Origin of the sequence: Aliivibrio finisterrensis, assembly GCF_008933155.1 — a bacterium.
Lineage (GTDB): Bacteria > Pseudomonadota > Gammaproteobacteria > Enterobacterales > Vibrionaceae > Aliivibrio > Aliivibrio finisterrensis.
This window is the reverse complement of the sequence record NZ_WBVP01000010.1, coordinates 37,364-49,647: the sequence shown is the minus strand read 5'-3', so window position 1 is coordinate 49,647 and position 12,284 is coordinate 37,364. Positions and strand designations below refer to the sequence as shown.

Sequence of the window (12,284 nt, the reverse complement as noted above, 5' to 3'; positions counted from 1 at the left end):
AATTAATGGAATTGGTGTAAGTATCAAACACAGTAAAATGACCGTTTTTAGGCGGTCATTTTTTATGAGTTAACAAAAATAATCAAAGAGCTACGATGGTTAGCATTAGATAACGGTAACAACCATATCCTCACTTAGCGCTTCGATCTCAGCGGCTAAGTCATTAATATTGGCGCTGATTGGTAGTTTTAAACTTAATGTTGCCGTAAACACGCTGCTGCCATTTGCGGGAACACCAATACGATGGCTGTCCATATCTATCAATTCAACAGATTCTTTTTGCAGTATATTACTGATGTCATTTACGATACCAGCTCTGTCCTCGGCATCAACTTTTAGGCGAGTGTGTTGATGCTCTACAATGGTTTCTAAGGCATCACTAAACGTAACGATGAGATCATCTTGAGAAGAAAAATAATCTTGCACGGCTTTTTTGCGGCTTGTAGGTACTTCAATTTTAATGACCGCTGAAATATGCGCATCAAGATAATGAACTTTACTGACTAACCACTTTCCTCCTTCTTCATGAGTTACAGAAGCAAGGCGCTTAATTAAGTCAGGGCTAGAAATACCAACAAACGCAGCAATAAATACACTTTTCATAGTGACGCCTCCAACAGAGTTATTATCTTTTTATAGTAAAGAGTAGCTACTATTTAGTGTAGACGTCTAAGTAGAAAAATGTTTGATAAGTATCAACTTACCGAGGTAAGACAATGATCTACTTCAAACTTTATTGCTCTACTTTTACCTCTTTAGTACGTGAGCTTAGTATTTCAGAGAGTGAATGCATTTCAGGTAAAATTTGATGAATTAAATGCAGTTGCTGCAGCACCATTCTTACTGAATTTTCATCCTCATCTCGCCATTCTGAGAGGCGTTGTTCAATACTTTCTTCAGCAATAATATTCAATTTATCATTACAATCCGTATTACTGAGTTGGGATTGAATTTGGTTCAAATGTGAATGGATGATGCGATGAGATTCTGCGACTAACTGATGTGTTTCTTCATCTTTTAAACGGGTTCTATGAGCACCAAGTGCCGAAATGTAACTCAGCATGGCATGACATAAACAAAGAAAGCGGAATGACTCATCCACCGCTGTTTGATATTTACCCGGTTCAATCAACATATTACTGATGGCAGAGCTGAGTGCCGCCTCATTATTATGTGCTTGTCTGCGGGATAATCGATATTGTAAGGAATCTTTTTTACCAGCTCGATATTGCGAAATTATGTTAGCTAAATAATCCTGATGGGCATTCACTGTATCAGCCATTACCTTATGCAAACGTTTTGATTGCCAGTCGGGTAGGATATAAGTGACAGCGATAACCGCTAAAATACAGCCAACAATCGTATCTCCTAAACGAGGAAGGATAACCGCATAACCTTCACCTAATTGATTAAAACAGAACAAAACCAAAATGGTGATAAAGGCTGTTGCAAAGCCATAGTTAGCAAGACGGAAAGCAAAAAATAATACTCCAGCGATAACCATGAGAACCAGTTGACTATCAAGAGAGGGAAACAGAACTAAGAGTGCCGTTCCTGCCAATAAACCAATAATCGTGCCTGCAACACGAGCGACTAATTTCTCTTTAGTTGCACTGTAGTTTGGTTGGCACACAAAAAGAGTGGTTAACAAAATCCAGTATCCATGTTCTAAATCAAACGCTTGGATAATGCCATAACCGGCAGTTAGTGCGAGAGCCATTCTAATAGCGTGGCGAAATAGAACGGAATCAGTGGTTATATTGGCTTTTAAGCGTTGCCACATTGCCTTTGGTGTGTGCGCTCCTTGGTCTGCTAATACCGTATCTTCTTCAATATCAAGACTACGTTCCGGATTACTAATATTAGCGAATTGACGCTCAACGGTTGCTAAGTTATTAAACAGATATTCAAGTTGAATAACGGAGAGTCGCCATTCAGGTCGTTGCTGTTCTTTCAATGCAATTAACGATTGTTGTAATTCGTCTAGCGCAAAAATTGAAGTTTGGGTATGTTGATAAGGCAAGCCAAGCGATAAGCAGCGAGCGGCCTCTTTACAGGCTAAAGACTGGCTATGAAGTAAATGCTTAAAACGAAAAAGAATATCACTACGATTAAACGTATTCGCAAGGTCTTGGTAGCGGTAATGGCTAGAACTAACACGTTCATGAATATCTTGAGCAATGAAGTATATTTTTAAAAAGCGGTCGCTAGCACCGACAACATGCCCGCCTTGAGCTCGAGTAAGCAATGAGGCTTTGCTGTTGTTTAATGCCGTTACCATTTGTGCGTTATTCTTAGCTTCTTGAATGCGATAAGGCTGAGGCGTTAAGTTAGTGACAGGGTGAAACAGCTCACTTTTAATATCTAAATATCTTGCCATTGTTTCAAATACGGTCGCTAGATTTTGTTGTACCGGTTGCAGAGGCCAGAAAATCTGCCAAGTTAGGGATATCGAATAATACCAAGCAGCCCCCCCCAATAATAACATTGGTTGGTACCAAAGGTTTGGGCTGTCGGCTGCGCCTAACATGGTATAAATAGCAATTAATAATGAACCAAACGCGATACTGGCGTAACGAGGCCCTAATGCACCAAGCATGATAAAGGAGACGGTTGAACAGAAGAGACCAATCGCAAATAAAATAGGCGTATTGAAAAGCAACTCGATAGAAAATGCGGCAATAGCAAAACAGATAAAGGTTAAAAATAATGCTTTAAGTCGGCCTGATAATTTATCTTCTGTCTCAGCTAAAGCAGCAGCGATGATCCCCAGAATTAAAGGAGTAATCGCTGTGTTTTGTTCCAAATACCAACATGGAATGACGGCACCGACTAAAGCGAGCAATACACGAACACTAAAGTTGATGGTTTTATTAGCCCAGTATTGGCGAAAAATTTGACGATAAGTCACAATAAGCAGCATCTAACGAGTGGAAAAAATCTATCATAACAAAGTCCTATCGATAAAAAAGTATAAGCGACAAGATCATTGTCTTAATACTGATCTGGGACAACAAAAAAAGAACCTGATATCCTAGGCACTCTTCGAGTTAAATTTTCTTTAGGTAGTATTGAATAATGCAGATCAAAGCAACCACTTTCGCTCAGTGGTTAGTTCAGGGTGATTATTATCAACTTGAATTAGAACCAGAGCAGCTGTTGTTTACCTCACATAAATTCCAAGTATCAGTCCCATTTGATAAATGGAGTGGGAAGGTGACTTTTCAAAGAGGGTTGGTTTGGAGTTCTCTTTGTTTTTACAATCGAAATGATCAGGTCGCCTGGCGAGTTTCAGGGCTACCGTGGCAAGAGTGTGACGCTATTATTAATAACGTCTTAAATGCGTATGCCGATTGGAAAGAATCAAAGATAGTAATGTTAAATCAATTAAAACCACAAATGTTAGAATTGGTTGATGATTTTGTTTCTCAACGCCGTTTTCTTAAACAAACCGAAGCCTTAATGATGGTCGAAAAACTGTACGATCTTTTTGAGCAAACAGGTCTTTCAATACCATTGGCTGAGCAACTGCAACCAGACAGTATTGCACCAGTATTAAATTGGTTAACTGAGCCTGAAGAGCAGTTGAAAAAGTTAAATGAAGTATGGTTAGAAGAACAGAAAGTAGAGTGGAAAACCTTCTTTTCTGAGTGTGAGCCTCAGCCATTAAATGAATCTCAGCAAAGCGCGCTATTATTAAATGAAGACCATACGTTAGTACTTGCAGGCGCAGGCTCTGGAAAAACCAGTGTACTTGTAGCACGAGTGCGCTATTTAATTGAAAGTGGCCATGCACAAGCAGACGAAATTTTATTACTTGCTTTTGGTCGTCAAGCGGCACAAGAAATGTCAGCTCGTATTATCGAAAAATTGGGATTCGACATTGGACAAAAAGTAAAGGTCGCCACTTTTCACCAACTGGGTTTGGATATTATTCGCCATGTTGAATATCAACAGCCAAGACTTTCTTGTTTAGTAACGGATGTTAAATCGCGTAAAGAGTGGTTTAGCCATGTACTTGATTCTGAATGGAAAAATGCGACAGCAAGTAATCGCTGGAAAAAACATCTTAAAAAGTGGTCAATTGCTTATTTGAGAGGGGATGTCGATTTAAAAGAAGAATCGCATAATGAGAAATTGCAAGAATGGCTATATAAGCAAATATGCCAATTGAATGCATTACAACTTGATAAAAAAGAGATCATTGAACGAATAGAAACGCATATAGATGCTGCTCGTTTAAAAAGTGAGCTAAATATTGTTTGGCCATTTTTCAAAGCGTATGAGCGAACGTTAAAGCATGAAGATGCGATTGATTATGAATTGATGATATCAAAAGCGAAGCAGTACATTAATGATAAAAAATACGATTTGCCTTGGTCTTTTGTCATGGTTGATGAATACCAAGATATTTCACCTCAACGCTTAGATTTAATTGAAGCGATTTGTCATAACGAAAATACGCACAATACCAAAGCGACGTTGTTTGCTGTGGGTGATGATTGGCAAGCTATTTATCGTTTTGCCGGGGCAGATGTATCATTAACAACTGGGTTTGAGAAACGTTTTCAATCGACTCAAATTGCACATTTATCTACAACGTATCGTTTTAATGATCAAATTGGTGCAGTCGCGAATCGCTTTATTCAAGAAAACCCTATGCAGCTTAAAAAAGAGCTGATTAGTTTTACTAAGCAGAAGAGAAAGGCAGTTAAAGTTATTGAGCATTGTTCAATAGAAAAAGAGTTACTGTCTTTATCTAAAAATGCGCGCAAAGGTGAAAATGTCGTTATTTTAGGGCGCAATCACAACCATAAGCCAGATAATTTTGATGAATGGTTAAAGTATTATCCAGGCTTAAACTTAGAATATAAAACCTGTCATGCCAGTAAAGGAACAGAAGCAGATTACGTCTTTATTGTGGAGATGACCGATGGCCAGTTCCCAATGAAATCAAGAGCTGAGTCATTGGATGGCGCACTGCTTCCTCATGAAGAAGATTTTAGTTATGCAGAAGAGCGTCGTTTATTTTATGTAGCTCTAACTAGAGCAAAAAGAAAAGTGTGGGTGGTATACCATGGTAAGCCTTCTCCTTTTGTTCAAGAGTTAGTTGATAAAGATTATCCAGTGATCATTGAATAATGAACTAGAAACCAATAAAAAATCCCTTACTGAGCTATTGGTGCAGTAAGGGATTTTTTGTATTTGATTTCCACTAATATTTATAAGCGTTCAGCTAAATAAGCATCGTAATCAGGAATTTCAATTTCAACTTCTTGCGTCATATTAGGGGATGTGATCATTAATTTTGCGCTAGCACGGTTCATGGCAACCGGGACATTCCAAACCGTTGCAATACGTAGTAATGCTTTTACATCTGGGTCATGAGGTACTGCATTTAAAGGGTCCCAGAAGAAAATCATCATGTCGATTTTACCTTCAGAGATTAATGCACCTAATTGTTGGTCGCCTCCCATAGGGCCGCTTAATAAACTCTTAATAGCAAGTCCTGTTTCACGGCTGAGTAGGTTTCCTGTTGTCCCTGTCCCAAATAAAAAATGTCCCTGCAATGCGTCTTTGTTCTCCTTAACCCAGCGCAGTAGCTCTGGTTTATAATGGTCATGAGCGACAAGTGCAATATTTTTATGTGCAGGGATAATCCGTGTTGTTTTTTTCATTAAGGTTCCTTATTTAGTTTTACTTTAACCTAGCCTAGTGTTTCTTCATCTCAATTACATGACAATCATACTAATCTTGAGCAGCAACAAAGAATGTAGGTCGATATTCCGCTGGAGATAAAGAATCTTGCAATATATTTTTAGGTAAATGATCGGGTGTTAACGTTTCAATCGTTGGTGATATTTTAAAAGGCAAGGGGTGGTGGTTTAAATAGCCAATAGCTTGCTGAATGCTTAATCGACCTTGCAGTACCATTTGATCTGTAGGGGAAAATAACACACGTTCTCGCAATAAACCGCGATATACTGCATGACTTAGGTAAGTTGAAACTAACCCGACTTTATTTTGCCATTTTCTGCTAGCTAACTCACTGATAGCAACTTCAATAGCAACGGCTCCACCGACTAAGTAATCTAGCTTTTCATTTTCAAGTGCATCTTGAATTAAATTGCGCTGTAACTCTTTGCTGTTATCTCCCCAATAGGTAGCGCTAATGATAATGTCACTGTCTTTAATCGCATCGTTAAACCCCTGGGTCACAGGCTTTGTTCCACCTCGAGTTTTAGGTCCTGGTAACCAACCAATATAGGTAATACCTGACCCTTTTGGGTGCTGCTTTGCTAGAAACTCGCCGGCTTTAAACCCCATGTTGTACCAATCTACTCCCACTTCACCAAGATGAATAGGAGGGCGAGGTGGAAGTGAACTTACTAATTCGTTTACGCTAGCAAAGACAGGGATATTTTTAGTTAGTTTTTTTAAGTCTGATTGAAAGGCAACAGGGTCAACGGTACCTAAAATGATCGCGTCTGCACCAATAGCTACACATTGTTTAATTTGTTCTTTTTGGCGGTTAACATTTGGGTATCCACCTGATTCATATACGGTGAGTTCAACGTTATTTTGTTTTGCTTCTTTTACCATCCCATAATTAACTGATAGCCAATATGAGTCTTTTAAATGAGGATAAATAGCGCATATATTCCAAGGTTCTTTTGCAGAGGCAATAGGGGATAATAAAATGGAAAGTAATAAAATTGCTATGGAATGAAAAGTAAGTTTCATGGTCTCTTCGCACTGACTTTAGGTTGGTGATATGATACTCGCATTACTCTCTTTTCTAAAGTGCATTCAAGATTATGTTATTTGCTTCTACAGGGATCGGTCGCAAGCTGTTTCTTACTTTTATGGTAATGATTGCCCTTATGGCTTTTGGGTCAGTCGTGGGGGTATTAGGCTTCTCATACGTTGAAAAAACCGAAAGGACCGTAATTGATTCTGCAATTCCAGCCGTCATTGAAGCGCGATATATTTCAGATTTAAGCACCAAGATTATTTCTACCTCTCAACTGCTCTCTCAAGTTGATTCTGAAAAAGAGAGAAAGACTTATGGAAAAGAGTTATTCACCTCAATTGAAAGCTTATACGATCGCTTAAAAGGGTTAGGTGTTTATCCGTTTGATAAAGCCTTACTGACGCGGTTGGATCATCAAGTTCAGGATATTGTCGATAACTTAGCAACAATGGGTAATAACGTTGGCGAAAAGGTGGTTTTACATCGCCTCATCCAAGAAAAAAGCAAAAAACTAACAAAAGCAGCAATACAGCTTGAGGAGTTATCTCGGTCTCAAGTGTTGAACTCTAATACTATCACTATTGCTAATGTCGTTAAGATTTATGATTTAGTCGATAACGGAGATAAAGACTCTGTTTATAGAGCGCTTGATACACTTGTTGAAATCGATCTAGACCTAGCGGAACGATTGCATGAATTGCGTTTATTAACGTTCAAAGTCGTTAATACTCTTGATGATGCAAGAAACAGTAATGATATTGCTAGAGTAGAAAAATTGCGCCAAGACTTTACTCGCGATATGACCATTATTACTCGTCGTGTGCAAGCGGTTGAAGATCCGAGTCGTACTCAACAAATGTTAACGTTGGCAAATAACCTAACAAAAAGTGAACGTCTTTTTAGTGAGCTTATTCAGCTAGTTAATATTAATAAAAAATTGAAAGCATTAAGTGATGAAAACATACATAAATTTCAAGAGTTAAACCTTACGATTGCTCAACTACTTGACCAAGCTAATGATGTGACTCAGCAGGCGGTTGCTGATGTGAATTTTGTTCTTAAAGTGGTGCAACAACTGCTTATCTCTATTACTTTGTTAGGGCTCTGTTTAGTTATCTATATCATGTGGCGTTATGTATATGCCAGAGTGATCATGAGGTTGAACCAATATGAACAAGCGATTACGGATGTTGCTAATGGACAGCTTGATATTGAATTAGATACCTCCGGTGATGATGAATTAGCACAAATGGGACGATCAATCTTAGTTGCTCGCGATACCGCTCAAGAGCTTCAAGATTATAAAGACAGTTTAGAGTTACAAATTGCTCAGCGAACACAAGAGCTTAAATCAAGTAATGAAAGACTAAATGTTGAGATCATTAATCATGATAAAGCGCGAGATTTAGCTGAACAAGCTAACCGAGCTAAATCTGCTTTTTTAGCCACAATGAGCCATGAAATTAGAACACCTCTTAATGGCGTTTTAGGTACGGGAGAACTCCTTCGTGGCAGTGGTTTAACAGCACAGCAAAAGCAATATGTAGATATCATTAATCGCAGTGGTGAAAACCTTCTTGATTTATTAAATGACATTTTGGATTACTCAAAAATAGAAGCGGGTCATTTATCGATCCGAACGGTGAACTTTAATGTCCATTCAATGATCACCGATGTCCATCATTTATTTAGCTCAAGAGCGCAACAAAAAGGAATAACCTTATCATTTGACGTGCCTGCTGATATCCCAGCATGGTGGTTAGGGGATTGCACTCGAATTAGGCAAGTTCTTAATAATTTTGTGGGAAATGCGGTTAAATTTACCCATACCGGAAGCGTGACTATCCAGTTGCATACTATTTTAGACAGTACTTTATTATTTGAAGTGGTGGATACTGGTGTTGGGATTGCTGAGCATGAAATTAATAGTTTATTTGAGGCCTTCACTCAAGCAGAAGAAGGCCAGAAAGTGTATGGCGGGACAGGATTAGGACTAGCTATCAGCCAGCGCCTTATTGAAGCAATGGGTGGTGAAATTGGGGTGGACTCTAAAGAAGGGTTAGGCAGTACTTTTTGGTTCTCTTTAGATTTAGAAGAGGGACATAGTATTAAATCCTCTAATGATGAAGGAATAGAACCTACTGTGGCCGCTGCTCATTTACTTTTAGTTGAGGATAACCCAGTTAATCAAATAGTCGCGGTTGGTTTTCTTGAGCGTTTAGGCCATAAAGTAACGGTGGTAGATACCGGAGCTCTCGCGGAAAAAGCAGTGAAAGAGACGCAATTTGATATGTTGCTTCTGGATATTAATTTACCAGACACTGATGGCGTATCATTACAAAAACGATTAAGAGAAATAGAAAGATCAAAAGAGGATATTGAAGGAAACACACCAATACTGGCTGTTTCTGCACACGTATTTAATGAAGATGTTGAGGGCTATTTAGCGGCAGGGTTTGATGGTTTTTTGGCAAAACCATTGGTGGAAAATCAACTTATAAAAATGTTGAATCGTTTCTTGGGTGATACTTACCAAATTGCAGAGCTGAATGAGAATTTTGAACAAGAAAAAGTACTTCAAATGAATAATGATGTAGAAGAGACAATAGCAATGATATTAGACGAGAAAGTACTTCAAAGTGATTTGGCAGTATTAGGTGAAGAGCGAATGCTTAAAATCATTAATTTATTTAAACAGTCTTCTAAAGATAATGTACTTAAACTAAAAGAAGCAATAGTCAGTTTTGATACTCATCAAGTTAATCAACTAGCACATAAATTAAAAGGTTCAGCAGGAAGCTTAGGACTAATGCAACTTCATGCGCTTTGCCATATTTATGAAGATAATGGTAAGAAAGGAGATATTTCTGGTTGTACTTCAGAAGAACTTGATAAAGTCTACGAATCTTCAGTATTGGTAATTGAGCAGTTTTTCAGTAATAAAAACTAAGTTTATTTTTGTTAAAACGATTTCAGCTATAAAAACAGTAGCCTGCCATTAATGGTAGGCTTTTTTGTTTCTGGTGCTTTAGGGTTACTGTTGTTAAATCGGTATTAGTTTATTCAGCAATAAGAATAATAACTATTATTTCGCTTTTAATACAAAAGAGGCAAAGCGTTCTTTTGTTTCTTTATCTGCTTTTTCATACCAATAATGCAGCATTTGTTCAGCAGTATTCTCGCCTTGTTCGTTTTTAATTTCTTTATGAGTTACTGTTACCATGCCTTCTTTAAAGGCTGCTGGTGCATCAGTGGAATTAAATTGAGCTAATTCAAATTGAATATTTCGACCTACTTGAACACCATGATGAATTAATTGCGCCTGAGTAAATGGGACGATTTCGCCATTTTGGTCAATTAAATTCCAATTCAGTTCAGTATTAAAGGCTTCGGCTTTCTCTGGAGAATTATAAATAGGGAATTTAAAGGCTAACTCTTTATCTGAAGCTGAAAATTTAGAGACGATAATATCACTAGATACAATAATGTTATCTTTACCCTGCTTAAATACAGGGTTATATCGGAATGCAATTTGATGCTCGCCATTTTCTAACTCAAGAGTTGATGTGGTTGAGAAAAAAGAGCTCTTAAGCTCAACTTCTTGGTTATCAACTAATAATAGTTCAACGTTGTCTGGCACCGTTAATTGAATGGCAGCGTTAGCAGAAATGGATGAAAGAAGACAGAAACTAGCAGCAAAAAGAGAATGAATTTTCATTGAGTACACCTCATCATAATAATTTTAACCAAGTGTACTTAGATTATGAAGATAAGGAAATGGTTATAAAAGAGAATGTGGAAAACAAAAAAGCCCCTAGCTAGAGGGGCAAGAGTTTCCATCGCTTTGTTATTATTCTTTGAATCAATTAACCAAAGTCACCGTTTACATAGCCTTGTGTGCGGTCATCTTTTGGTTTTGAGAAAATAATTTGAGTGTCATCGTGCTCAACCAATTCACCCATTAGGAAGAAAGCCGTTTTATCTGAGATGCGGCGCGCTTGCTGCATTGAGTGAGTCACAATAACAATGGTGTAATCTTTCTTTAGGGTTTCCATTAACTCTTCAATTTTATGCGTTGCTATTGGATCAAGTGCTGATGTTGGTTCATCCATTAAAATAATGTCTGGTTGCATTGCAATCGTTCGTGCAATACATAGGCGTTGCTGTTGACCACCAGATAATCCAAAAGCATGTGATTTTAGACGGTCTTTCACCTCATCCCACAAGGCTGCACTGCGTAATGATGTCTCTACTACAGCATCTAACTCTTTCTTATCTTTAACGCCCTGTGCTTTTAAGCCGTAAGCGACGTTTTCATAAATGCTCATTGGGAATGGGTTCGCCTTTTGGAAAACCATTCCAACTTTGATGCGTAGGTCCGCAACATCAATGTTACCGTAAATATCGTTACCATCTAGACTGACAAGACCTGTGATTTTTACGCCTTCAATCAAATCATTCATGCGATTTAGACAACGTAAAAGGGTTGATTTACCACAGCCAGAAGGACCAATAAGTGCCGTTACTTGCTTTGCAGGAATTGGCAAATTGATGTTTTTAAGCGCTTGGTTTTGTCCGTAAAAAAGGTCTAGGTTTTCAATATTAAATTTATTCATTGTATTTTCCTTATCAGCCGCAACTTATTGTCGTGCCACTGATTTAATTTATTTTAGTAAGATGCTTTATTGATTTTTCGAGCCAATAGCTTGGTTAGCATATTAATGACAAGAACAAGAACGATAAGTACGGTTGCCGTTCCGTATGCTTGGTTCCACTCGTCGATAGTAAATAATTCTGTCGTTAGCTTATAAAGGTGAACGGTTAGAGTACGACCTGAATCCAGTAATGAATCAGGAATACGAGCCACCATACCAGCTGTTAAAAATACAGGCGCCGATTCACCGATAACACGACCAATACTCAAAATAACGGAAGTTAAAATACCTGGCATTGCGCTTGGTAAGATTAAGCGCCAAATCGTATAAATTTTTGATGCGCCAAGTCCGTATGAACCTTCACGAAATGTTTGAGGCACAGCCATTAACGCTTCTTCTGTTGTACGAATTATTACTGGTAGTATCAAAATACTCAGTGTTAGAGCGCCAGATAGGATAGAGAATCCAAGACCTAGAATACCAACAAAGAAAGTCATACCAAATAAACCAAAGATAATCGATGGAATACCCGCTAATGACTCAGTACAAAAGCGAATCACTTTAACCAGTTTACTGCCTATCTTTGCATATTCGGTTAGGTAAATTGCCGTCATGATCCCAAGCGGGGCAGCAACAGCAATAGAAGCAAGAACCATGTATAAGGTTGCGATTATCATAGGGAAGATACCGTGCTCTTCACCAGTACGAGTATAATCATCAGTGATGAATGACCAACTTACGTGTTGCATGCCATTCGAAAGGATGTACCAGATAATCCAAAATAGGAAACCTACGGTAATTGCAGCAGATAACCAAATGAATCCTGAAGCAATCTGGTCTTTAATTTGACGCTGTTTCTTTAATTTATTCATGAT

Annotated in this window: 9 protein-coding genes; 2 read left to right on the top strand and 7 right to left on the bottom strand. The window is 38.1% G+C overall.

Annotated elements, in window-relative coordinates:
- Positions 1-105: 105 nt before the first annotated feature.
- Both F8B77_RS10400 and yccS read right to left on the bottom strand, forming a co-directional pair.
- Positions 106-603, bottom strand: coding sequence for a glycine cleavage system transcriptional repressor (locus tag F8B77_RS10400; RefSeq protein WP_151655294.1), 498 nt, complete (start codon positions 601-603; stop codon positions 106-108).
- Positions 604-733: 130 nt separating this feature from the next.
- A complete protein-coding gene (gene yccS / locus F8B77_RS10395; RefSeq protein WP_151655293.1) occupies positions 734-2,911 on the bottom strand; it encodes a YccS family putative transporter in 2,178 nt (725 codons plus the stop codon).
- Between the two features lie 167 nt (positions 2,912-3,078).
- Here yccS and helD point away from each other — a divergent pair, with 167 nt between their 5' ends.
- The gene (gene helD / locus F8B77_RS10390) at positions 3,079-5,142 is read left to right on the top strand and encodes a DNA helicase IV (protein WP_151655292.1); all 2,064 of its coding nucleotides are present in this window, start codon (positions 3,079-3,081) and stop codon (positions 5,140-5,142) included.
- An 80-nt stretch (positions 5,143-5,222) separates the two neighbouring features.
- On the opposite strand, the gene F8B77_RS10385 is transcribed toward helD, so the two are convergent.
- A complete protein-coding gene (locus F8B77_RS10385; RefSeq protein ID WP_130046070.1) occupies positions 5,223-5,678 on the bottom strand; it encodes a methylglyoxal synthase in 456 nt (151 codons plus the stop codon).
- A gap of 70 nt (positions 5,679-5,748) precedes the next feature.
- Complete coding sequence (gene torT / locus F8B77_RS10380; protein WP_151655291.1) at positions 5,749-6,744, bottom strand: TMAO reductase system periplasmic protein TorT; 996 nt, start codon at positions 6,742-6,744, stop codon at positions 5,749-5,751.
- 74 nt (positions 6,745-6,818) lie between these two features.
- Here torT and torS point away from each other — a divergent pair, with 74 nt between their 5' ends.
- Complete coding sequence (gene torS / locus F8B77_RS10375; RefSeq protein ID WP_151655290.1) at positions 6,819-9,704, top strand: TMAO reductase system sensor histidine kinase/response regulator TorS; 2,886 nt, start codon at positions 6,819-6,821, stop codon at positions 9,702-9,704.
- A 135-nt stretch (positions 9,705-9,839) separates the two neighbouring features.
- Here torS and F8B77_RS10370 read toward each other — a convergent pair whose 3' ends face one another.
- From F8B77_RS10370 to pstA, 3 genes are all read right to left on the bottom strand, one after another.
- The gene (locus F8B77_RS10370; RefSeq protein ID WP_151655289.1) at positions 9,840-10,472 is read right to left on the bottom strand and encodes a YccT family protein; all 633 of its coding nucleotides are present in this window, start codon (positions 10,470-10,472) and stop codon (positions 9,840-9,842) included.
- 148 nt (positions 10,473-10,620) lie between these two features.
- On the bottom strand, positions 10,621-11,370 hold the full coding sequence (gene pstB / locus F8B77_RS10365; RefSeq protein ID WP_151655288.1) for a phosphate ABC transporter ATP-binding protein PstB: 750 nt from the start codon (positions 11,368-11,370) through the stop codon (positions 10,621-10,623).
- A 53-nt stretch (positions 11,371-11,423) separates the two neighbouring features.
- A complete protein-coding gene (pstA, locus tag F8B77_RS10360) occupies positions 11,424-12,281 on the bottom strand; it encodes a phosphate ABC transporter permease PstA (RefSeq protein ID WP_151655287.1) in 858 nt (285 codons plus the stop codon).
- Between the last annotated feature and the right edge of the window lie 3 nt (positions 12,282-12,284).

What these genes read in the sequence shown, in the direction of transcription:
- F8B77_RS10400 (WP_151655294.1), bottom strand. Translation starts at nt 603, where the DNA reads ATGAAAAGTGTATTTATTGCTGCGTTTGTTGGTATTTCTAGCCCTGAC.
- helD (WP_151655292.1), top strand. Translation starts at nt 3,079, where the DNA reads ATGCAGATCAAAGCAACCACTTTCGCTCAGTGGTTAGTTCAGGGTGAT.
- F8B77_RS10385 (WP_130046070.1), bottom strand. Translation starts at nt 5,678, where the DNA reads ATGAAAAAAACAACACGGATTATCCCTGCACATAAAAATATTGCACTT.
- torT (WP_151655291.1), bottom strand. Translation starts at nt 6,744, where the DNA reads ATGAAACTTACTTTTCATTCCATAGCAATTTTATTACTTTCCATTTTA.
- torS (WP_151655290.1), top strand. Translation starts at nt 6,819, where the DNA reads ATGTTATTTGCTTCTACAGGGATCGGTCGCAAGCTGTTTCTTACTTTT.
- F8B77_RS10370 (WP_151655289.1), bottom strand. Translation starts at nt 10,472, where the DNA reads ATGAAAATTCATTCTCTTTTTGCTGCTAGTTTCTGTCTTCTTTCATCC.
- pstB (WP_151655288.1), bottom strand. Translation starts at nt 11,370, where the DNA reads ATGAATAAATTTAATATTGAAAACCTAGACCTTTTTTACGGACAAAAC.
- pstA (WP_151655287.1), bottom strand. Translation starts at nt 12,281, where the DNA reads ATGAATAAATTAAAGAAACAGCGTCAAATTAAAGACCAGATTGCTTCA.